This is a genomic window from Bradyrhizobium sp. A11 (genome assembly GCF_042077125.1).
Taxonomy (GTDB): Bacteria; Pseudomonadota; Alphaproteobacteria; order Rhizobiales; family Xanthobacteraceae; genus Bradyrhizobium; species Bradyrhizobium japonicum_B.
The window spans coordinates 3,053,697-3,074,375 of record NZ_CP149509.1; the positions used below are offsets into that span (position 1 = coordinate 3,053,697).

Sequence of the window (20,679 nt, forward strand, 5' to 3'; positions counted from 1 at the left end):
GCCGATGCTCTCCTTCCTGATCCGTCGATTGCTGCAAACCGTCCCGACCGCGCTCGCCGTCGTGCTGCTGGTCTTCGTGCTGTTCAGCGTCGTTCCCGGCAGCATCGTCACCTCCATGAGCGACGACAGCGATCCGCAGGTCGAGCTGCGCATGAAGAAGCAGCTCGGGCTCGACGATCCCGTTTATGTGCGTTTCGGGAACTACATCGCCAAGCTGGCGACCGGTGATTTCGGCACCTCGTTCCGGACGCGCGAGCCGGTCACGACCATGATCGCCAAGCGGGCATGGCCGACGCTGCAACTGGTCTTCGCGGCCATGGCGTTTGCGATTGTGATCGGCGTTCCCCTGGGCTTCATCGCCGCGCTGAAACCGGGCGGCATCGTCGACACGCTCGCGATGGTCGTGGCGGTGTCGGGCCTCTCCATCGCCAAGTTCTGGCTCGGCCTCGTCCTGATGTACCTGTTCGCGTTGAAGCTCGGCTGGCTGCCGAGCTTCGGCTATGGCGACGGCGGATTGAAGTATCTGCTGCTGCCGGCCGTCACGCTCGGCGTCTCGCCGATGGCGCTGTTTGCCCGCACGACGCGCGCCGCGGTCCTGGAGATCATGACGGCCGATTTCGTCCGCACGGCGCGCTCCAAGGGCATGAGCGAATTCAGGGTCGTGAAGTGGCATGTGATGCGCAATGCGCTCGTCATCATCCTCACCACCGTCGGCCTGCAATTCGGCGGGTTGATGGGGCAGGCGGTCGTCGTCGAGAAATTGTTCTCCTGGCCGGGCATCGGCTCGCTCCTGGTCGACAGCGTCCTGCAACGGGACATTCCGGCGGTCCAGGGCTCCATCCTCGTGGTGGTGATGGCCTTTCTCGCGATCAATCTGCTGATCGACGTGCTCTACGGCGTGATCGATCCCAGGATCAGATACGCATGAAGCTCCGCCCCAACCTCGTCATCGGTGGCGTTCTGTTCGCGCTGGCGATCCTGGTCGGCCTGCTCGCGCCCTGGCTGGCGCACACCGATCCCGTGATGGACGCCAACCTGATGAACGCGGAAGAGCCGCCGAGCTGGACCTGGTGGTTCGGCACGGACGATCAGGGCCGCGACATCTATTCCCGCGTCGTGTACGGCGCGCGGGTCTCGCTGACGGTCGGAATCGTCTCGCAGCTGATCAACAGCGTCATCGGCGTGGCCCTAGGGCTGAGCGCCGGCTATTTCGGCGGCTGGTGGGACGATTTCGTCAACGCCCTGACCAATCTCATGCTCGCCATCCCCTCGCTGATCTTCGCGCTGGCCATCATGGCCGTGCTCGGCCCCGGCCTCACCAGCCTGTTGATCGCGCTCGGGCTGACCAACTGGTCCTTTACCTGCCGGATCGCGCGGGCCTCGGCGCTGTCGCTCCGCAGCCAGGGCTATGTGCAGGCGGCGACCGTGCTCGGCTACGGCGATCTGCGCATCATGATGACGCAGCTGCTGCCGAACATGCTCGGGCCGATCATCGTCATCGGCACGCTCGGCATGGGCAGCGCGGTGTTGTCCGAGGCCGCACTGTCGTTCCTCGGCCTCGGCGTCCGTCCGCCATTTCCAAGCTGGGGCAGCATGTTGTCGGAGGCCCGCGAGCAGATCACGACGGCGCCGTGGCTCTCGGTATTTCCGGGCCTCGCCATCTTCCTGACAGTGCTCGGCCTCAATCTGCTCGGCGACGGCCTGCGCGACATTCTCGATCCGCAATCGCGGAGCAGGCGCACATGACGGGCACGCCGCTGCTCGAAGTCGAGAATCTCCGGCTCGATCTCGATGTCGGATCGAACCGTGTCGCGGCGGCTGAGGACGTTTCATTCCGCATCGATCGCGGCGAGACGTTCGGCCTCGTCGGCGAATCCGGCTGCGGCAAGAGCATCACGGCGCTCGCCCTGATCGGCCTGTTGCGGCCGCCCTTGACGATCGGCGGCGGCGTCATCCGGTTCGAGGGCAGGGAGATCCAGCATCTTTCGGCAGCCAGGCAGCGGGAGCTGCGCGGCGACCGGATCGCCATGATCTTCCAGGAGCCGATGACGGCGCTGAATCCGGTCTCACCGGTGGGCCGGCAGATCGCCGAGATGTTCGTGCTGCACAAGGGCAAGAGCTGGCAGGAAGCCAACCGGCTGGCGGTCGAGGCGTTGGCAAGCGTCCGCGTGCCCGCGCCGGAGCGGCGGGTGAAGGACTATCCGCACCAGCTGTCCGGCGGCATGCGCCAGCGCGTGATGATCGCCATCGCGCTAGCCTGCGGTCCGGATCTGCTGATCGCCGACGAGCCGACCACCGCGCTCGACGTCACCGTGCAGGCGGAGATCATCGAGCTGATGCGAAACCTCTGCGCCGAGCGGGGAACCGCGATCCTGATGATCAGCCACGATCTCGGCCTCGTCGCCAATGTCTGCCGCCGCGTCGCGGTGATGTATGCCGGCCGGATCGTTGAGGAGCGCGGCTCGGCCGATATCTTTCGGGCGCCCTCGCACCCCTACACGCAAGGGCTGGTCGACTCGCTGCCGCGGCTCGGCAGCCGCGCTGCGCTCGGCCGCGCCAGGCTCCAGGAAATTGCGGGCGTCGTTCCCGCCATTACAAACTTCCCCGATGGCTGCCGGTTCAATCCGCGCTGCGCGCATGCGACCGAGATCTGCCGGACGGTCGTGCCGGAGACGGACTTGCTGGCGGCAGGCGGCTTGGTGAGGTGTCATCACCATGCATGAGCCGCACAGCATGCCGGGTGAGCGGCGGCCGGACGACGATCTCATTCTCAACGTCGAGGATCTCGCGGTCCATTTTCAGCTCGGCGGCGGCCTGCTGGGCCGCGGCCGCCGGCTGCTTCGTGCCGTGGACGGTGTCGACCTCAAGCTGAAGCGCGGCGAATGCCTCGGCCTCGTCGGCGAGTCCGGCTCGGGCAAATCGACGGTCGCCTTGTCGATCCTTGGCCTGCTGACGCCGACGCGCGGCCGCATCGTGCTGGACGGAGAGGTCGTCAGGACCAGGCAATCCGGCGACCGCAAGGCGCTGGCGCGCACCGTGCAGATGGTTTTTCAGGATCCCTACGCCTCGCTCAATCCGCGCCAGACCGTCCGCCGCACGCTGGAAGATCCGCTGCGGGTGCACGGCGTGACCGCCAAAAGCGAGATCGAGGACCGCGTCGCGACCATGCTGCGGCATGTCGGCCTGCGGCCCGAGCAGGCCGGTCGTTACCCACACGAGTTCTCCGGCGGCCAGCGCCAGCGCATCGGCATCGCCCGCGCCCTGATCCTCAATCCCAAGATCGTCATCTGCGACGAGCCGGTGTCGGCGCTCGACGTCTCGATCCGGGCCCAGATCATCAATCTGCTGCTGGAGCTGAAGGAGACGCTCGGCCTGTCCTACATCATGATCAGCCACGATCTCGGCGTCGTCGAGCACATGAGCGACCGCGTCGCCGTGATGTATCTCGGCCGCATCGTCGAGAACGGCCATTGGCGCGAGATCTTCGAGCGGCCGGCGCACCCCTACACGCAAGCCCTGATATCAGCCATCCCCGATCCCCTGCGCCACGCGCCGCTGGCGACCACCGGCGGCGACCTTCCCAACCCGCTCAATCCGCCGAACGGCTGCGCCTTCAGCCCGCGCTGTCGTCATGCGGAAGCGGTGTGCCGGAGCGAGCCCGGGCCAGTGCTGGAGACGCGCGCCGATGGACATGCGGTGCGGTGCTGGCGGAGCGAGGAGATTGGTGCAGCGAGTCTCGCGCCATCGGCGTCACCCTAAAGCATGATGGAGCGAGGCTTGATCGGTCCCGTCGCCTCAACTTCCGACGCCGCCAACCAGGCGCGGGCGCAGGGTTGCGAGCGGCATCTCGGTCGGCAGGGCCCGCAGCCATGCGCGGAAACTGACGATCTCGGGGCAATCCGCAGTGCCCTCGGGGGCAATCAGCCAATCGCCGAGGCCCGCGTCCTCGCTGAGCCGCTCGCAGCGATAGCCCGGATGATGGCGGAGGCCGCGGGCGATCAACAGGTCGACCTTGCCCTCGACCAATTCGTGCAGGCCGGCCGGCTGCAGCACCCGCAAGCCGATCTCCTCATGCGTGCTGCGAAATGCCGCCAGATCGAGCCGGCGCAGATCGAAGCTGCCATGGACTCCCAATTGAAGCTGCATCGCGCCTGCCGGTTTCAATTGCGAGGTCGCCTCCGCAATGTGGCGAAAACCTTCGGATATGCCGGGCAGGTAGGCCTGACCGGCCGCGGTGAGGATGAGCTGCTTGTGCAGCCGCTCGAACAGCTGCACGCCGAGGCGCGCCTCCAGCGCCTTCACCTGCTGCCCCACGGCAGCAGGCGTTACGTGCAGCTCGTGCGCGGCCAGCTTGAAGCTGAGATGCCGCGCGGCGGCTTCGAAGGCGCGGAGCGCGTTGAGTGGTGGAAGAGCGTAGGTCATCGCGCCGCACTTTGACACCGATGGCGGGCGGCCTTGCAATAGATTTTCTTGCGCTGAACCGCAGGAATGATGCTTTGCGCGGTCGCGAGTCCGGCGGGTAGGGTCGTCTCGCAATCCGGAGAAACGTCATGCCGCCAGCTCACCTCGTCAGCCACAATCCCGCAACGGTCAACGCGCCTTTGGGCGGCTACAGCATGGGACTCGAGCTGAGACAGCATCGCCGCCTGCTGTTCGTCAGCGGCCAGGTTCCCGAAAGCGCCGACGGCAGCGTGCCGGAGGGTTTCGAGGCGCAATGCGAGCAGGCCTGGCGCAACGTCAAGGAAGTGCTCGCCGCGGCCGGCCTTGGCGTGGAGCATCTGGTCAAGATCACGACGTTTCTGACCGACCGCAACCAGGTCGTGACCAACCGCATCATTCGGCGCGCGATGCTCGGGGAGCACCAGCCCGCGCTGACGGTCGTGATCGTCGAGACCGTCGACAGCAAATGGCTGCTGGAGATCGAGGCGATCGCCGCGGAGTGAAACCGGGCCTTGCCGGCCTCGCAGTGAAACGAACCGAAATGGGTGTCCAATGACCGAGATCGTCCATCCCTTCTACGAGGCCCATCGAAGCGCCATGGAGGCCGCCATGCGCGACCGCATCGACCTTGCCGGAACGATGTTGCGCGAGCGCGGGCACCTGTCCGATACCGGCGGACTCAGCCGGGAGGTGATGGACGAATTCGAGGTCGTGCTCACCCAGATGCCCTATGTCGGCGGCGCGGCAAGCCGCATGAGCGATTTCTTCATGCGTCTGACCGGCTTCATGGCCATCAGCCGCGTGCTGCGACGGCACGGCGTGCCGGTGCCCGTGATCGGCGAGATCGAGCGGGAAACCTACAAGGCGCAATTGCTCGGGGTGCCCGAAGCCGAGCGCCTCGCCGCGGGCCGCCATTTCATGTCGCCGGAGAACCAGGCGTTGTTGCGCGAGCAGGCGGCGAGCAGCGTCACTGAGAGCCATCAGCAGCAGTTTCCGGAAGACTTCGTCTACGATTTCGTCGAGCCGGGTCCGCAGGACAGGTTCGAATTCGGCATCAACTACAAGGCATGCGGCTTCTGCAAGCTTGCGGCGCGTCACGGCGACAAGGACATCCTGCCGAACATCTGCGGGCTCGACTTCGACGCCTATGCGACGCGAGGCATCCGTCTGGAAAGGACGCAAACATTGGCGGGCGGTGCCAGCCACTGCGATTTCAGATTTTCGCGCCTTGCGGAAATCGAACCGTCACCCTGAGGTTCTGATGACATCGTGGTCTGTTTTGCCCGACGCGTCAAACGGACTTCGTGAAATCCGCAAGCTCGCAGCGTCGCCGGCAAGCCATTGATTCCACTGGCCCCGGCTACTGTGCATGGGGTTGTTTTCGCACTTTTTGCTTTGGCGGTCGTCTACTCCGCCGCCTTCTCCCTCAAGCGCTGCGCGTAGACGTTGATGACCAGAGCCGCCAGCAGGATCAGGCCGCGGATCAGGATCTTCAGGAAGCTGTCGATGTTGACGTGGTCGAGGCCGTTGTTGAGCACGCCGAGCACGAACAGCCCGACGATGGTATTGCCGATGCCGCCGCGGCCGCCGAACAGGCTGGTGCCGCCGACCACGACGGCGGCGATGGAGTCGAGCAGATAGGTGTCGAACTCGTTCTGCTGCGCGCTGCCGAAATGGGCGACGCCGAGCATGCCGCCGATGCCGGAGCAGACCGCCGAGATCACCATCACGGCGCCCAGGATGAGCTTGACGTTGAGGCCGGAATATTCGGCCGCCTCGCGGTTGCCGCCGACCATGTAGACGTAGCGGCCGAAGCGCGTGTAGGTCAGCACCAGGTGACCGCCGAGCAGCATCAGCGCGGCGATGATGACGAGCCAGGGGATGCCGCCGATCGAGCCGGAGCCGAGCGTCGTGATCAGGCTCGGCACCTTGTAGGCGATCTGGCCGCGCACCAGCAGCGCCGAGATGCCGGCGGCGATCTGCATCATCGCCAGGGTCATGATGAAGGAGGGGATGCCGATCACGGTCAGCCCCAGCGCGTTGACGAGGCCGAGCAGGGCGCAGAGCAGGATCGACAGGATGATCGCGACCGCGCCGGGCAGCGGCACGTTGGCGATGTTGACGTAGGATTCCTGCAGCGTGAAGTAGGCGACCGCGATCCCGGTGACGTTGGCGATGGCGGCGATCGACAGGTCGATCTCGGCGCAGAGGATCACGAAGGTGAGGCCGACGGCGATGATGCCGGTGATCGATACCTGCGTCAGGATGTTGCCGAGATTGTCCAGCGTCGCGAAGGAGGGGCTGGCGAAGGCGAAGAAGGCGGACAGGAAGATCAGGGTGAGGAACGGCGCGATGTTGCGCATCTGCGAGCGCAGGAAGGGCGCAAGGCCCCGCTGCCGCCGTCCTGTCGCCAAGGCCGTCTCGCTGCTCATGTGCTTCTCCGTCACGCCGCTTCCAGCAGGCGGTCCTTGCTGACCGGCTCGTTCTTGAATTCCCGCACCAATGCGCCGCGCTTGAGCACGAGGATGCGGTCGGCCAGCGACAGCACCGTCTCCGGCTCGGTCGACAGCACGATGATCGCCAGCCCCTTGGCGCGGAGGTCGCGGACGATGTTGATGACGTCGTTCTTGGCGCCGACGTCCATGCCGCGGGTCGGCTCGCACAGCACCAGCAGCTTTGGCGGATAGGTCAGCCATTTTGCCAGCGCAACCTTCTGCTGGTTGCCGCCGGAGAGCATGCCGAGGTCGAGACCGACCACCGGCGGCCTGATCTGCAGCTGCTCGACCTGACGTTTGGCGATGTCGCGCTCCTGCGCCGGCTTGAGCAGCAGCGCGGAGATGCGATCGAGGATGCTGATCGAGATGTTCTTGTAGACCGGCTCCTGGTGGAACAGCATGTCGCGCCGGCTCTCAGGCACCAGCGCCACGCCGGCGCGCCGCGCCGCCGCCGTGCTGGCGAAGGTTTTCGGCGTGCCGCCAACGACAAGCGTGCCGCTATCGGGCTTGAGCTTGCCGAACAGGATGCGCGACAGCTCCTGCTGGCCGCAGCCCATGAAGCCGTAGATGCCGAGCACCTCGCCGGCACGCGCCTCGAACGAGACGTCCTTCAGGCTGCGGGACAGCGAGAGCTGATCTACCTTGAGAACGACCTGGCTGTCGCTCGGCCGCGGCAGCATCAGATCGTCGGTGTAGCTGTGCTCGAGCGCCTCGCCGCCGCGGCCGATCATGGCCTCGATCAGCGCGCCCTTGCTGGTCGCGGCGCTCGCGGTCTCCGCGACCTTCCGCCCGTTGCGGAACACGGTCACCGTGTCGGAGACGAGCAGGATGTCCTCGATGAAATGCGAGATGAAGACGATGGCAGTGCCTTGCTCGCGCAGCCGCCTGAGCGTTGCGAACAGCCGCTCGACCTCGGGCGGGGAGAGCGCGGAGGTCGGCTCGTCCAGGATGACGATGCGGGCGCCGGAGAACAGCACGCGCGCGATCTCGATCAGCTGCTGCAGCCCGATCGGGAGGTCGCCCAGCCGCGACATCGGATCGACGTCGATGCCGAAGCGGGCGAGCTGCTCGCCGGCTTCGCGGGCCATCCGCCGCCATTGCACGAGGCCGAGGGCGTTGGTCGGCTGGTTGCCGAGGAAGACGTTCTCGGCCACCGTGAGGTCGGGCGCGACGGAGAGCTCCTGGTGCACCATGGCGATGCCGGCCGCATGCGCATCGCGGGCCGAGCGGAAATGCGTCTCCACCCCGTCGATCAGGAAACGGCCGGAGAATTCGGCATGCACGCCGGCGATGATCTTCATCAGCGTGCTTTTTCCGGCGCCGTTCTCGCCGACGAGACCATGGATCTCGCCGGGATGGAGCGCGAAATCGACACCACGAAGTGCTTCGACGCCGCCGAAGCTCTTCGTGATGCCCTGCAGTTCAAGGATGGGCGAACGACCCTCGGACATGAAAGTTCAGATCAGGAAGTGATCCTGCATCCACTGCATCCCGGCGGCATTGGCCTTGGTCACGACCGGGCCGTCGGTGACGACGTTCTTGGGAATGCCCTGTCCGCTCTTCTCGCCGCCGACCACGGCCGAGACGCCGGCGATGATGGCGCCGCCGTGGATGCGGCAGGAGGGATTGCGGACGGTCGCGAACATGCGGCCTTCGCTTACCGCCTGGATCGCCGGCGGCATGGCGTCGACGCCGCCGATCAATATGTTGGTGCGGCCGCGTGCCTTCATGATGTTGGCGGCGGCAAGCGCCATGTCGTCGTTGTGGAAGAATGCCGCGTCGATCTGCGGATATTTGGTCAGGTAGGTTTCCCACAGACGCGCCGTCTTGGAGACGTCCCAGTCGGCGGGCTGGGTGTCGAGGACCTCGATGCCCGGGAATTGCTTGACCACCGAGTTGAAGCCCTTGGCGCGTCCTTGCGCGCCGGTATGTCCGAGCGCGCCCTGCGTCATGATGATCTTGCCCTTGCCGCCCATCGCGTTGCAGAGGGCCTGCGTCACCGAGGCGCCCATGAACTCGTTGTCGGGCGCGAGGAAGGAATGGACGTTGATCTGGTCGAGCGGGGCGATCAGCGTGTCCATGTCGATCACCGGCGTGCCGGCGTCGATCATCTTCTGCACGGGCTGGGTGAGGGTGCCGATGCCGAAGGCCTGGATCGCGACGAAGTCCCATTTCTGCGAAGCCATGTTGTCGATCGCCGCGCGCTGCTTCACCGCGTCGAGCTGGCCGTCGAACCAGGTGACTTCGACGTTGAACAGCTTGCCCCAGAATTCGGCGGCCTGCTTGCCCTGCGCGCACCAGGTGGCCTGCAGGCCTGCATTGGAGAACGCCGCCTTCAGCGGCTTCTCGCTTCGCCCGGCCGCGGCGGCCAATGCGGGGTTTATGCCCATGCTGCCGAGAAGGGCAGCTCCGGCGCCGGCGGTCGCGGCCGCCTGAAGAAGATCGCGCCTCGTCGTCGAGAAATCTTTCGTCCCGGACATCGCTCGCTCCCGTAAAATTTAGCGTCGGTGCGTCATTGGTTGCGCTACCGATCTCCGAAAGTGTCTCACAAGAGTTGGCGCCACTCAATCCGCAATCACTCGCACGTGGCAGCAAGCCGCGTTGGTGCAGCGCAAAGAGTCAGGCCGCTGTGCCGACGAATGCGTCGATCTCGACGAGCAGTTGGTCCCAAGCGCGGGCCATCTCGGTTGACCATTGATCGCCGAGCAGGTCGCGCATCGTATCCCTGATGATGGCGAAGAACGTGATGAACAGCTGACGCGGCGTGCCATAGCCATCGTGCGAGGCGACCTCGCAGGCGATCAGCCGGAAATGCCCGCGACGCTGACCGGCGAAATCGAGGATCGCCTCGATCGCCAGCGCGAGCATCGACCCCGTCACGAGTTCGCGGCCCTCTTGACGGAACAGCGTCTGTGTCTCGGGATGCTCGTCGAAGAGGCGTCGGTAGACGAGAGGCGTGAGATCCTCGCAGCGCGAGGCCGCCAGTTCGAAACTGATTTCGATCGGATTGGGCGAAGCATTCATCCGCGCTTCAGTCCCTTGCCGACAGAACTTGCGGACAAAAAAAGAGCGGGGCCCTGGCCCCGCTCAAAAATTGTGTCGACCCTATTATCCCCGATTCTAAGATTTGCTCTTGATTGGCGGGGCGACGCTGCATTTTGCGCGTCAGGGGCTCCTCCCGAGACTTGGACCACCAGACTTCGACCTCGCGGCCAGCCTGAGCGAGGGGGATGCTAGATCAACTTTTCTCACTTGTCATCATTTTCGGCAACGAATGTTCAAAATTCGATCAGTGGACGAAATGATCGGGCGCCACGGCGCACAAGTATATGACAAATAAAAGAAATCTGTGGAGGGCGGCGCCGTTTGACCTGCCTCAAATGGCCTCCTCGGTCCGATGCCCGGTTATCCAGGTCACGATTTCCGAGAAATTTGCGCTGGGCCAAGAAGGGAGGCGGAACTGGCCTCGACTTGGGGCTGGTGCGGTGTTTAGTTAGCAGGCGAACGAACGGTTCGGCGGATGCGCGCTCGGCTACAAAAATTCCTGCCTCTGGTCCTGCTCGCCTTGGCGATGCAGGTGCTGGCGCCGATTGCCGCCTGCTGGGCGACCGGCTTGGCCATTGCCGATCCGCTGTCTGCCGCCGTCATCTGCCATAGTGCGAGCGCGCAGGGCGGCCTGAACGATCAGACCGGCGTGCCGACAGCGCATGCGGGCGCTTGCGCCCTGTGCTGTCTGGCCCAGGCCAATGCCTCGCTCGATTCGCCGACGCCTTCGGCATTCTCGATTCCCGTCCGCCATGCCGAGCGGGTGGTGTGGCATCCGGTCGATGCGTTTGCCATCGCCGCTCCAGAGGGCTCGAGCGCCCAGGCGCGCGGCCCGCCTCAATTTTCCTGACGTAGCGACAAACCGAACCGTTGGCGCGCCATTGCTGTGCCGACGGCGTGCTCAATGGACCGGCAGACGTGCCGGATGTCAGGAATCTAGGAAATGTTACGCATTCGTGCGATCGGGCGCGCGGGCTTGCCCGTGCTTGTCGGACTGGTGTCCCCGATCGGTTCAGACGCGCTGGCCCAGCCAGCCTCGGAAGCGATCCCCGCGGTGACGGTCGAAGCGCCGCAGAGGTCCCGTCCCAAACCCATCATCCGGTCGTCGCGACTGCGCGCCAGTGCGACGGCCAATACAGCGAGGCCGGTTGCGCAGAACGCGACCGATGGCAGCCAGGGGCAAAACAACACGAGGAGCGCCGGCGAGGTGCGGGCTGGCCTCAACCAGTCGCCGGCCGGACAGACCGCGACCACCATCGATCGCGGCCAGTTCGACAATCGCCCGTCGTTCTCGGTCAGCGACGTCTTGCGGGACAGTCCGGGCATTTCGAGCAAGCAGGGTAACGGCCCGAGGGATTTCGGCATCTCGATTCGGGGCTCCAATGCCCGCAACGGGTTCGCCATCCGCAATCTCGTGATCTTCGAGGACGGCTTCCCGGTGACGCAGCCGGACGGCCTGTCGCGTAGCGACCTGATCGATCCTCACGCCTATGGCGCGATCGACGTGATCCGCGGGCCATCGTCGGCGCTCTACGGCAATTACGCGACCGGCGGCGCGCTCAATTTTCGGACGCGCCCGGGCGGCACGATCGACGGCGTCGAATATGGTGTGGACGGCGGCAGCTATGGCTATCTCAACAATTACCTGGCGGCCGGCAAGAAGGTCGGGAATTTCGAGGGCTCGCTGTTCGCGAGCGACGTGCGGGGTGACGGCTATATCGGGAACAGCTGGTTCAACACCCAGACCGTCAATTTCCTGGGCACGCTCAAGGCAACGCCCGATGATCGCTTCACGGTCAAGATCATCAACAACGATCTCAGCGCGCGACTGCCGATCCGACAATCGCTGAACCAGTATTATCTCAACCCGTTCCAGCAGGGATGTGCGACCGGTGCCACCGCCGCGCCGGGATGCGGCACGGTCCGGCTGTTCAACAACGGCTTCAACGCAACAGGCGGGACCGACACGGAGACGGCCCTGCAGGCCGGGCTCGGCCGCAACGATCGCCGGACCATTGTCGGCGGCCGGTGGGAGCACGATTTCGACAACACCATGACGTGGCGCAACCAGTTCGTCTTCGACGACCGAAACATCAGCCAGCCGACCGGTACGACCGGTTCGATCGGAGATTTTCCGTCGTACAATTACATGAGCGACCTGACCAAGCGCGGCGAGTTTCTTGGCCTGGAGTCGACCACGTTCTTCGGTGCGTTCTACAACACCCTGACGGCGTCGAGTGACACGCGGAACGTGATGCCAGGGGGCAATGCGACGCTCGGCAGGCTCTCGCGCAATCTCTTCAGTGAGACGACCAATTATGGCGTGCGTGCCAGGCAGGAGGTCAGGCTGACGACCTCGCTGACGGCGATCGCCGGCGTCGGCTGGGAGACCACCCTGCTGAAGGGGACGAATACGGCCTATGCGTATGCAGGTCCCACTGGTATCACCACAACGACCCTCACGACGGCGGACCGGCAGTTCCAAAATGCTGCGCCGGAATTGGCACTCCTCTACAATCTCAACAACGAGTGGCTGTTCCGCGGACGGGTCGCGACGGGATACGGGACGCCGCAGGTTTCGGATCTCTTCGTTCTTCCGACCGGCTTGTCAGGCAATAACACCCAGCTTCAGGCGCAGAAAAATCTCGGCTACGATCTCGGTTTCGACTGGACCCCGAACAACACGCTCAAGCTCAGCGCGACCGGCTTCTACGAGTTCTTTCGCAACGAGATCGTCAGTCAGGCGACGCCTGCCGGCTCACCCAACACGACTTACACGTTCAACGCGCCGCGATCGGAGCACCGCGGCATCGAGCTCGCCGCAGACTGGACGTTCTATCCGGGCTGGCGGTTCATGGCGGCGTATACCTATCTCGACGAGGTCTATACCGAATATGTCGAGAACATCACCAATGGCGCGGTGTTCAGCTTCAACCGCGCCGGCAACAAGATCCCAGGAATATCGCCCAACGAGCTGACGGCCCGAATTGGCTACGACGAGTTCGCCGGGCCGCTGGCAGGCCTCGGTGGTTTCGTCGAGGTCCAGTGGAAGGACTCCTTCTACATGGACAACGCAAACCTGCTGAAGGCGCCGGGCTATGAGCTTGTCAATGTGAACGTTCACTACAAGACCGACCTGATGTCCGACACCTTCAGATCCCTGAACTTGTTTCTCGAGGTCAGGAACGTGTTCGATCGCACCTACATCGCCTCCGCCAACAACATCGCCAACACCGTCACCGGCGCAGGCCTTCAAAATCCTGCGAGCGTGCTGGCAAACACGACGGGATCGATCTATGCGGGCTCGCCGCGCACATTCGTTGCGGGTATGAAGGTGGCATTCAGATGATCCGGACTCTCTCAGCGAACAGGGCCATGATGCGAACTGGCCTGATTACCATCGTCGCGCTCGCATTCACGCATGGGCCGGCGCTGGCACAGATGCGAGCTCCGCCCGCATCTGAAGCGGCCTGTGAGCAGCCGACGCTGCGCTGTGCGACCAAGGCGACGCCGGCCTTCGGTCCGGACGGGACCTTGTGGCTGGTCTGGATGGCGGGAGGGCAGGTCTCTGTCGCAAGCTCGCAGGATGAAGGGCGCAATTTTTCGGCGCCGACGCAGGTCACGACGAAGCGCTTGAACCTCGATTGGGGGCCGGACGCGCGGCCGAAGATCGTGGTCGATCGCAACGGCGGCGTCGCGCTCGCCTTCTCGACCTTCAGGGACGAGGCCTTCAACGGAGAAGTGCTCTACACGCGCTCGGCCGACGGCGGAAAGAGCTTTGCGGAGCTGAAGCCCATCACCGCCAACCACGAGAGCCAGCGGTTCGAAGCGCTGGCGCTCGATCAGGACGGAACGGTCTTTGCAGCCTGGATCGACAAGCGCAATCGTGTCCCTGCGAAGGAGGCGGGGTGGAAGTACGAGGGCGCGGCGCTGTTCTTTGCCGCCTCGCGCGACGGCGGCGCCGGTTACACAGAGGCCAGTCTCGCGCGCGACGGCACCTGCGAGTGCTGCCGTTTGGGGCTGGCATTCGCCGCGCCCGGGCGGCCGGCCGTGATCTTCAGGAACATTTTTGACGGCGGGGTGCGCGATCATGCGGTGATGACCTTCGCCGACGTTGCAACGCCGGGAGAAATCCGCCGGGTCAGCACCGACGATTGGCAGATCAACGCCTGCCCGCATCACGGGCCGAGCCTCACAATTGCGCCGAACGGGACCTATCATGTGGTCTGGTACACGAACGGGAAGGCGCGAAAGGGATTGTTCTACGCGCATTCCCGCGACGAAGGCCGCACCTTCTCCGCGCCCATGGCGCTGGGGCAGCCGGGCCGCAACCCGACGCGGCCCTTCGTGCTGGCAGGCCCTGTGGGGACGGTGATGGTCTGGAAGGAGTTCGACGGCGAGAAGACTTCGGTGCAGATGACGATCTCCCGAGATGATGGCGAGACCTGGTCGCCGCCGAAGACGATATCGAGCACGAGCGACACCTCCGATCACCCCTTGCTCGTCTCCAACGGCAAGAAGACCTACCTTTCGTGGATGACGAAGGCGGACGGCTACCGGCTGACAGCTATCGAGGACACGCCATGAGATTTCGATTTGCAGGCATTGCGAGCCTTGCCGTTCTGATCGCGTCAGCGGCGGCGCTGGACGCATCTCCCGCCCTGAAGCCGTTCGAACGCGGCACCTGGCAAGGCGTCCTCAAGGGACACGCCGGCCGCCCCGTGCTCGTGCATTTCTGGGGCGTGACCTGTGGCCCCTGCAAGATCGAGCTGCCGCTGCTCGGACAGTTTGCCAAGGATCATCCCGACGTCGACGTCGTCACGGTCAGCGCCGATCTCGTGCCGAACCTGCCGGCGGCGACGCAAGCGATGCTCGACAAGGCGGGTCTGTCGTCGACCGAGAACTTCATCTTCAACGACGGATTCGTCGAGCGCCTGCGGTTCGAGATCGACCCGATGTGGCAAGGCGACATCCCCAGGACCATGCTCATCTCTCCGGAAGGGACCATCACGACGATCGAAGGCTCGGCCGAGATGGCCGATCTCGAAAAATGGTCGTCGCAACAACGCTCCAAACACTGAACCTCAAATCTGCAAAGGGAATACCGACATGAAGACAATCTCGAAAAACGTGCTGCTCGCCGCGTTCGCTCTCGCGATCTCCGCAGCACCGTCGCTCGCCGACGACGTCAAGGCCGGCGATCTCGTCATCTCGCAGGCGTGGAGCCGCGCGACCCCGGGCGGTGCAAAGGTCGCCGGCGGCTATCTCGTCATCGAGAACAAGGGGACGGCGCCGGACAGGCTGGTCGGCGTCTCCGCCGATATCGCCGGCAAGTCCGAGATCCACGAGATGGCGATGGACAACGGCGTGATGAAGATGCGCGCGCTCGACAAGGGGCTGGTGGTCGAGGCCGGCAAGACGGTGAAGCTCGCGCCCGGCGGCAATCATTTGATGCTCCAGGAGCTGAAGGGTCCGCTCAAGCAGGGCGACAAGGTACCGGTGACGCTGCAATTCGAGAAGGCCGGCAAGGTCGCGGTCTCCCTCGACGTCCAGGGCGTCGGCGCGCAGGCCCCCGGCGATGCCGGGCATTCAGGTCACATGGACATGAAGAAGATGCCGGATCATTCGGGAATGAAGATGAAATGAGGCTGATCCGAGCTCTCGAAAGGCCTGATATGCCGAACTGATCCTGACTGTTTCTGGTTGCCGCGCTCGCCGCCTTCCGGGGCGGCGGCGCACATGTCCCTCGACACCAAGCAAGCGGAGGTGGGCGCGGCGTCCCACAAGCTGTTCGCTCCATTGCGGAGGGCTCGCCAACACCGTCAGCCGTTGGATCGAGATCCCGGTCGAGGGGTAGGGCATTGTTCAAGGGCAAGCCGGCCGCGCCGGACGTGAAGCTGCTGTCCTTCCCTGCGTCTGAAGTTCGCGCTGAACTTGAAGTCCGACGGAAAAATGACAGGAATTCCGCTGCTTAGCGGCTTTTCCTCATTCCCGGTCTTGTATTTTCGCTCTCAATCCGGTTTCACTGCAACCGATCACTGATTCCCAGAGTATTGCCATGCGGTTGTCGCGGTTCTTTCTGCCCATCCTGAAGGAAAATCCGAAAGAGGCGGAGATCGTCTCGCATCGGCTGATGCTTCGCGCCGGCATGATCCGGCAGGAGGCGGCCGGCATCTACGCCTGGCTGCCGCTCGGCTTCCGCGTGCTGAAGAAGATCGAGCAGATCGTGCGCGAGGAGCAGGACCGTTCCGGCGCGATCGAGGTTTTGATGCCGACGCTCCAGCTGGCCGATCTCTGGCGCGAGAGCGGTCGTTACGACGCTTATGGCCCGGAGATGCTGCGCATCGCCGATCGCCACAAGCGGGAGCTGCTGTACGGGCCGACCAACGAGGAAATGATCACCGAGATCTTCCGCGCCTATGTGAAGTCCTACAAGAGCCTCCCGCTCAATCTCTATCATATCCAATGGAAATTCCGCGACGAGCAGCGTCCGCGTTTCGGCGTGATGCGCGGCCGCGAGTTCCTGATGAAGGATGCCTATTCATTCGACCTCAACGAGGCCGCGGCGCGCGTCGCCTACAACAAGATGTTCGTCGCCTATTTGCGCACCTTCGCGCGGATGGGGCTGAAGGCGATCCCGATGCGCGCCGAGACCGGCCCGATCGGCGGCGACCTCAGCCACGAGTTCATCGTGCTGGCGGAGACCGGCGAATCCGGCGTCTTCATCAATCGCGACGTGCTGGACCTGCCGGTGCCGGGCGAGGATGTCGACTACGAGAGCGACCTGACGCCGATCATCAAGCAATGGACCTCACTCTACGCCGCGACTGAAGACGTCCACGATTCCGCGCGCTTCGAGCAGGAGGTGCCGGCGGACAAGCGGGTCAACACCCGCGGCATCGAGGTCGGGCAGATCTTCTACTTCGGCACCAAATATTCCGAGCCGATGAAGGCGCTGGTGGCGGGGCCCGACGGCGTCGACGTGCCGATCCATGGCGGGTCCTATGGCGTCGGCGTCTCCCGCCTGCTCGGCGCCATCATCGAGGCCTGCCATGACGATGCCGGCATCAAATGGCCGGAGGCTGTGGCGCCGTTCCGCGTCTCGATCCTCAACCTCAAGCAGGGCGATGCCGCCGTCGATGCGGCCTGCGAGAAGCTTTATGGCGAGCTCACCGCCAAGGGCGTCGACGTGCTCTACGACGACACCGACCAGCGCGCCGGTGCCAAGTTCGCTGCCGCCGACCTGATCGGTATTCCCTGGCAAATCATGATCGGGCCGAAGGGGCTCGCCGACGGCAAGGTCGAGATCAAGCGGCGAAGTGACGGCTCTCGCGAGACCATGTCGCCTGCGGACGCGGTCGCAAGACTTGTGGGCTGATAAGGCTGGTCGGCTGAATATTGTTCATCGCGCGATATCGCGGCCGCCAATCCGGCCACAATTGACCCCGAATCATGGGATTATCGAGCGATGGATGAGACCATGACCGAAACCGTGCAGACCGCGCCTTTTGCGCCATTCGAGTGGATGCTGTCGGCGCGCTATTTGCGGGCGCGCCGCAAGGAGGGATTCATCTCGGTCATCGCCGGGTTCTCCTTTCTCGGCATCATGCTGGGTGTGGCGACGCTGATCATCGTCATGGCGGTGATGAACGGCTTCCGCAAGGAGCTGCTCGACAAGATCCTCGGCCTCAACGGCCACATCCTGGTGCAGCCGCTGGAATCGCCACTGACCGACTGGAAGGACGTCGCCGACCGCCTCAGCCAGGTCGGAGGCATCCGGCTCGCCGCGCCCGTGGTGGACGGCCAGGCGCTGGCGTCGTCGCCATGGAACGCTTCGGGCGTCCTGGTGCGCGGCATCCGCTCCGACGACCTCAACAACCTCACCTCGATCGCCAAGAACATCAAGCAGGGCTCGCTCGAAGGCTTCGACGAAGGGCAGGGCGTGGCGATCGGCCGGCGCCTCGCCGACCAGCTCTCGCTGCATGCCGGCGACAGCATCACGCTGGTGGCGCCGAAGGGCGCGGTGACCCCGATGGGCACGACGCCGCGCATCAAGCCGTACAAGATCGTCGCGGTGTTCGAGATCGGCATGTCCGAATACGACCTCGGCTTCGTGTTCATGCCGCTGGCCGAAGCGCAGGCCTATTTCAACCGCAGCAACGACGTCACCTCGATCGAGGTGTTCACCACCAATCCCGACAGGATCGACGCCTTCCGCAAGGCGGTGACGGAGGCCGCGGGACGTCCGGTGTTCCTGGTCGATTGGCGGCAGCGCAACTCGACCTTCTTCAACGCGCTCCAGGTCGAGCGCAACGTGATGTTCCTGATCCTGACCATGATCGTGCTGGTCGCGGCGCTGAATATCGTGTCGGGCCTGATCATGCTGGTGAAGGACAAGGGCAGCGACATTGCGATCCTGCGCACGATGGGCGCCTCGCAGGGCTCGATCATGCGGATCTTCCTGATCACGGGCGCCTCGATCGGCGTGGTCGGCACGCTGGTCGGCTTCTTCGTCGGCCTCGTGATCTGCCTCAACATCGAATCGATCCGGCAATTCCTGTCCTGGCTGACCTCGACCGAGCTGTTCTCGCCCGAGCTGTATTTCCTGTCGAAGCTGCCTGCCGAAATCGACATCGGCGAGACCACGGCCGTCGTCATCATGGCGCTGACGCTGTCGTTCCTGGCGACGCTGTATCCGTCGTGGCGCGCCGCGCGCCTCGATCCCGTCGAAGCGCTGCGGTACGAGTGAGGGGCTGATGGAGCAGCAGGGGGCTGACGATGTACCGGTCATTTATCTCCACGAGATAAAGCGGCAGTACTTGCAGGGCGAGGTGCCGCTGACGATTTTGGACGGCGCCAAGCTGGCGCTGTGGGCCGGTCAATCGGTCGCGCTGGTGGCTCCCTCGGGCTCCGGCAAGTCGACGCTGCTGCATATTGCAGGGCTGCTCGAGGCGCCGGATTCCGGCGAGGTCTATGTCAACGGCGCGCCGACCTCGCAGCTGCCCGACATCGAACGCACCCAGCTGCGCCGTACCGATATCGGCTTCGTCTACCAGTCGCACCGGCTGTTGCCGGAGTTCTCCGCGCTCGAGAACGTCATGCTGCCGCAGATGATCCGCGGCCTGAAGAAATCCGAGAGCGTCATCCGCGCCAAGGAGATCCTCGGCTATCTCGGCCTCGGCGACCGCATCACCCATCGCCCCGCCGAGCTGTCGGGCGGCGAGCAGCAGCGCGTCGCGATCGCCCGCGCGGTGGCCAATGCGCCGCGGGTGCTGTTCGCGGACGAGCCGACCGGCAACCTCGACCCGCACACCGCCGATCACGTCTTCCAAGCCCTGATGCAGCTGGTCAAGGCGACCAAGGTGTCGATGCTGATCGCGACACACAACATGGAGCTCGCCGGCCGCATGGACCGGCGCGTCTCGCTGTCCAACGGCCAGGTCATCGAGCTCGACTGACAAAATTTGCGAAAACAACCCCATGCACAGTAGCCAAGTGCCTGACGGGACTTGCGAAAAATGGGCGGCGGCGCTGCCCGCGCCCTTAGGCCTCAGGGCCGGATCACCGTGATCTTGAACGGCCCGCCATTGGCAGCGGCGTGCGCCACGGCCTCGTTGGCGTGGTCGAGGTCGAAGGAAGTTGCCTGGTACTCCTCTAGTCTCAGCAGTCCTGCACGCACCAGCGCGATCAGACAGCTCGCGGCATCCGGCGGGTACATCCAGACGCCGTGGATGCTGATGCAGTTGCGCATGATCCAGGGGTAGGGCAGCTCGAGGCCCGCGCCGCCGGCCATGCCGACGCCGCCCATCAGCGCGACGCGTCCATAGGGGCGCACCGTCATGATCGCGGCCCGCACCACCGTCGGGCTGACCGACGGCGGCATGATGTCGAGCACGCAATCGATCGGCGAGGGCGCCGCGCGCTTCATCGCTTCGCGGTCGTGATCTTCATGGCCAGTGAGCTTGACCGGTTGCACGCGGCTGCCGAAGCGGCGGACGAGGTCGGCGAGGATTTTTTCGTTGCGGCCCGGCGTGACCACGCAGGCCGCGCCCATCGCGAGGGCCACCGAGACGGCGGCGCTGCCGAAATTACCCGTGGCGCCACTCACCAGCACGGTCTCGCCGGGCTGAAGGTTTGCGGCGAGGAAGCCGCCATAGGGCACCAGCAGCGTACCCAGCGCGCACCATTGCGTCGCGTCCTCCGACGCGATCGGCCCGAGGGGTTTGACGTTCTCCGTCGGCACGCGCATTTGCTCGGTAAACGAGCCGTGGCGAAAATGCTGTTGCAGCCGCATGCCGCCGGGGCCGGCGGCGGTGAGCCCTTGCAGCGCGATGTCGGGCGCCACCGCGTCGTCGCGCGAACGCACTGTCGGATCGCAGAACACCCAGTCGCCGATGCTGAGCCTGGTTGCGTCCGGGCCGATTGCGCGCACCCGGCCAATGCCGCCGGGGCCCGGGATGATCGGCAGGTCGAGTGCGTAATTGCGCGTCCCGTCGAAGACTTCGTTCATGTAGGACAAGACGCGCGTGGCGACGACATCGACGATGATCTCGCCGGTGCCGAGCACCGGTTCAGGGACATTCTCGATCGCCAGTGGCGAACCGAAGGATTTGAGCACGGCAGCTTTCATGATGTTCACCTCGAAGTCGGATGATGCCGATATGCGCCGCCTTGGAAGAGCCATGAAGGCCTGGTATTA

At 64.6% G+C, this 20,679-nt stretch carries 20 protein-coding genes; 14 read left to right on the forward strand and 6 right to left on the reverse strand.

What is annotated here, in order from left to right; all coding sequences use genetic code 11:
* Positions 1 to 4 precede the first annotated feature (4 nt).
* Genes WI560_RS14090 through WI560_RS14105 form a run of 4 tightly spaced genes read left to right on the forward strand, consistent with a single transcriptional unit; the run spans position 5 to position 3,759 of the window.
* Entirely contained in the window at positions 5 to 928 is a 924-nt protein-coding gene (locus WI560_RS14090; protein WP_375308838.1) for an ABC transporter permease, read from the forward strand.
* Positions 925 to 1,746 carry an ABC transporter permease gene (locus WI560_RS14095; protein ID WP_257180014.1) on the forward strand — a complete coding sequence of 274 codons (822 nt, stop codon included), beginning with the start codon at positions 925 to 927 and terminating at the stop codon, positions 1,744 to 1,746. Before WI560_RS14090 ends, WI560_RS14095 begins: the two co-directional genes overlap by 4 nt.
* Positions 1,743 to 2,723 carry an ABC transporter ATP-binding protein gene (locus tag WI560_RS14100; protein ID WP_375308467.1) on the forward strand — a complete coding sequence of 327 codons (981 nt, stop codon included), beginning with the start codon at positions 1,743 to 1,745 and terminating at the stop codon, positions 2,721 to 2,723. The genes WI560_RS14095 and WI560_RS14100 overlap by 4 nt, the downstream gene beginning before the upstream one ends.
* Positions 2,716 to 3,759, forward strand: coding sequence for an ABC transporter ATP-binding protein (locus tag WI560_RS14105; protein WP_375308468.1), 1,044 nt, complete (start codon positions 2,716 to 2,718; stop codon positions 3,757 to 3,759). The genes WI560_RS14100 and WI560_RS14105 overlap by 8 nt, the downstream gene beginning before the upstream one ends.
* A gap of 36 nt (positions 3,760 to 3,795) precedes the next feature.
* Here WI560_RS14105 and WI560_RS14110 read toward each other — a convergent pair whose 3' ends face one another.
* Positions 3,796 to 4,422, reverse strand: coding sequence for a LysR family transcriptional regulator (locus WI560_RS14110; protein WP_375308469.1), 627 nt, complete (start codon positions 4,420 to 4,422; stop codon positions 3,796 to 3,798).
* Positions 4,423 to 4,550: 128 nt separating this feature from the next.
* Between WI560_RS14110 and WI560_RS14115 the strand changes: the two genes are divergently transcribed.
* Both WI560_RS14115 and WI560_RS14120 read left to right on the forward strand, forming a co-directional pair.
* A complete protein-coding gene (locus WI560_RS14115) occupies positions 4,551 to 4,943 on the forward strand; it encodes a RidA family protein (protein ID WP_375308470.1) in 393 nt (130 codons plus the stop codon).
* Positions 4,944 to 4,992: 49 nt separating this feature from the next.
* Positions 4,993 to 5,694 carry an L-2-amino-thiazoline-4-carboxylic acid hydrolase gene (locus tag WI560_RS14120; protein ID WP_375308471.1) on the forward strand — a complete coding sequence of 234 codons (702 nt, stop codon included), beginning with the start codon at positions 4,993 to 4,995 and terminating at the stop codon, positions 5,692 to 5,694.
* Between the two features lie 152 nt (positions 5,695 to 5,846).
* Here WI560_RS14120 and WI560_RS14125 read toward each other — a convergent pair whose 3' ends face one another.
* From WI560_RS14125 to WI560_RS14140, 4 genes are all read right to left on the reverse strand, one after another.
* Positions 5,847 to 6,872 (reverse strand): ABC transporter permease, encoded by a 1,026-nt coding sequence (locus WI560_RS14125; RefSeq protein WP_375308472.1) that lies wholly within the window; start codon positions 6,870 to 6,872, stop codon positions 5,847 to 5,849.
* Between the two features lie 11 nt (positions 6,873 to 6,883).
* Positions 6,884 to 8,386 carry a sugar ABC transporter ATP-binding protein gene (locus WI560_RS14130; RefSeq protein WP_375308473.1) on the reverse strand — a complete coding sequence of 501 codons (1,503 nt, stop codon included), beginning with the start codon at positions 8,384 to 8,386 and terminating at the stop codon, positions 6,884 to 6,886.
* Positions 8,387 to 8,392: 6 nt separating this feature from the next.
* A complete protein-coding gene (locus WI560_RS14135) occupies positions 8,393 to 9,415 on the reverse strand; it encodes a sugar ABC transporter substrate-binding protein (RefSeq protein WP_257180006.1) in 1,023 nt (340 codons plus the stop codon).
* A 139-nt stretch (positions 9,416 to 9,554) separates the two neighbouring features.
* Positions 9,555 to 9,959, reverse strand: a complete 405-nt coding sequence (locus WI560_RS14140) for a globin (protein ID WP_375308474.1) — start codon at positions 9,957 to 9,959, stop codon at positions 9,555 to 9,557.
* Positions 9,960 to 10,455: 496 nt separating this feature from the next.
* On the opposite strand from WI560_RS14140, the gene WI560_RS14145 reads away from it, so the two are divergent.
* The 8 genes from WI560_RS14145 to WI560_RS14180 all read left to right on the forward strand — a co-directional run bounded on the left by WI560_RS14145 (position 10,456) and on the right by WI560_RS14180 (position 19,438).
* Positions 10,456 to 10,830, forward strand: a complete 375-nt coding sequence (locus tag WI560_RS14145) for a DUF2946 family protein (RefSeq protein WP_375308475.1) — start codon at positions 10,456 to 10,458, stop codon at positions 10,828 to 10,830.
* A gap of 93 nt (positions 10,831 to 10,923) precedes the next feature.
* Positions 10,924 to 13,329: a TonB-dependent receptor family protein gene (locus tag WI560_RS14150; RefSeq protein ID WP_375308476.1), complete on the forward strand. Its 2,406-nt coding sequence runs from the start codon at positions 10,924 to 10,926 to the stop codon at positions 13,327 to 13,329.
* A 26-nt stretch (positions 13,330 to 13,355) separates the two neighbouring features.
* Entirely contained in the window at positions 13,356 to 14,567 is a 1,212-nt protein-coding gene (locus tag WI560_RS14155; protein ID WP_375308477.1) for a sialidase family protein, read from the forward strand.
* Positions 14,564 to 15,061 carry a TlpA family protein disulfide reductase gene (locus WI560_RS14160; protein WP_375308478.1) on the forward strand — a complete coding sequence of 166 codons (498 nt, stop codon included), beginning with the start codon at positions 14,564 to 14,566 and terminating at the stop codon, positions 15,059 to 15,061. The genes WI560_RS14155 and WI560_RS14160 overlap by 4 nt, the downstream gene beginning before the upstream one ends.
* 28 nt (positions 15,062 to 15,089) lie before the next feature.
* On the forward strand, positions 15,090 to 15,626 hold the full coding sequence (locus WI560_RS14165; protein WP_375308479.1) for a copper chaperone PCu(A)C: 537 nt from the start codon (positions 15,090 to 15,092) through the stop codon (positions 15,624 to 15,626).
* A 412-nt stretch (positions 15,627 to 16,038) separates the two neighbouring features.
* The gene (gene proS / locus WI560_RS14170; RefSeq protein WP_375308480.1) at positions 16,039 to 17,358 is read left to right on the forward strand and encodes a proline--tRNA ligase; all 1,320 of its coding nucleotides are present in this window, start codon (positions 16,039 to 16,041) and stop codon (positions 17,356 to 17,358) included.
* Positions 17,359 to 17,448: 90 nt separating this feature from the next.
* Entirely contained in the window at positions 17,449 to 18,729 is a 1,281-nt protein-coding gene (locus WI560_RS14175; protein WP_028136099.1) for a lipoprotein-releasing ABC transporter permease subunit, read from the forward strand.
* Between the two features lie 7 nt (positions 18,730 to 18,736).
* Positions 18,737 to 19,438, forward strand: a complete 702-nt coding sequence (locus WI560_RS14180; RefSeq protein ID WP_375160533.1) for an ABC transporter ATP-binding protein — start codon at positions 18,737 to 18,739, stop codon at positions 19,436 to 19,438.
* A gap of 92 nt (positions 19,439 to 19,530) precedes the next feature.
* Here the strand turns inward: WI560_RS14180 and WI560_RS14185 are convergent, their stop codons facing one another.
* A complete protein-coding gene (locus WI560_RS14185) occupies positions 19,531 to 20,610 on the reverse strand; it encodes a zinc-binding dehydrogenase (protein ID WP_375308481.1) in 1,080 nt (359 codons plus the stop codon).
* Positions 20,611 to 20,679: the final 69 nt, after the last annotated feature.

Coding starts and splice junctions, on each gene's coding strand:
- WI560_RS14180 (WP_375160533.1), top strand. CDS start 18,737: ATGGAGCAGCAGGGGGCTGACGATGTACCGGTCATTTATCTCCACGAG.
- WI560_RS14130 (WP_375308473.1), bottom strand. CDS start 8,386: ATGTCCGAGGGTCGTTCGCCCATCCTTGAACTGCAGGGCATCACGAAG.
- WI560_RS14090 (WP_375308838.1), top strand. CDS start 5: ATGCTCTCCTTCCTGATCCGTCGATTGCTGCAAACCGTCCCGACCGCG.
- WI560_RS14120 (WP_375308471.1), top strand. CDS start 4,993: ATGACCGAGATCGTCCATCCCTTCTACGAGGCCCATCGAAGCGCCATG.
- WI560_RS14140 (WP_375308474.1), bottom strand. CDS start 9,959: ATGAATGCTTCGCCCAATCCGATCGAAATCAGTTTCGAACTGGCGGCC.
- WI560_RS14175 (WP_028136099.1), top strand. CDS start 17,449: ATGGATGAGACCATGACCGAAACCGTGCAGACCGCGCCTTTTGCGCCA.
- WI560_RS14105 (WP_375308468.1), top strand. CDS start 2,716: ATGCATGAGCCGCACAGCATGCCGGGTGAGCGGCGGCCGGACGACGAT.
- WI560_RS14135 (WP_257180006.1), bottom strand. CDS start 9,415: ATGTCCGGGACGAAAGATTTCTCGACGACGAGGCGCGATCTTCTTCAG.
- WI560_RS14110 (WP_375308469.1), bottom strand. CDS start 4,422: ATGACCTACGCTCTTCCACCACTCAACGCGCTCCGCGCCTTCGAAGCC.
- proS (WP_375308480.1), top strand. CDS start 16,039: ATGCGGTTGTCGCGGTTCTTTCTGCCCATCCTGAAGGAAAATCCGAAA.
- WI560_RS14150 (WP_375308476.1), top strand. CDS start 10,924: ATGTTACGCATTCGTGCGATCGGGCGCGCGGGCTTGCCCGTGCTTGTC.
- WI560_RS14095 (WP_257180014.1), top strand. CDS start 925: ATGAAGCTCCGCCCCAACCTCGTCATCGGTGGCGTTCTGTTCGCGCTG.
- WI560_RS14155 (WP_375308477.1), top strand. CDS start 13,356: ATGATGCGAACTGGCCTGATTACCATCGTCGCGCTCGCATTCACGCAT.
- WI560_RS14160 (WP_375308478.1), top strand. CDS start 14,564: ATGAGATTTCGATTTGCAGGCATTGCGAGCCTTGCCGTTCTGATCGCG.
- WI560_RS14185 (WP_375308481.1), bottom strand. CDS start 20,610: ATGAAAGCTGCCGTGCTCAAATCCTTCGGTTCGCCACTGGCGATCGAG.
- WI560_RS14165 (WP_375308479.1), top strand. CDS start 15,090: ATGAAGACAATCTCGAAAAACGTGCTGCTCGCCGCGTTCGCTCTCGCG.
- WI560_RS14115 (WP_375308470.1), top strand. CDS start 4,551: ATGCCGCCAGCTCACCTCGTCAGCCACAATCCCGCAACGGTCAACGCG.
- WI560_RS14145 (WP_375308475.1), top strand. CDS start 10,456: ATGCGCGCTCGGCTACAAAAATTCCTGCCTCTGGTCCTGCTCGCCTTG.
- WI560_RS14125 (WP_375308472.1), bottom strand. CDS start 6,872: ATGAGCAGCGAGACGGCCTTGGCGACAGGACGGCGGCAGCGGGGCCTT.
- WI560_RS14100 (WP_375308467.1), top strand. CDS start 1,743: ATGACGGGCACGCCGCTGCTCGAAGTCGAGAATCTCCGGCTCGATCTC.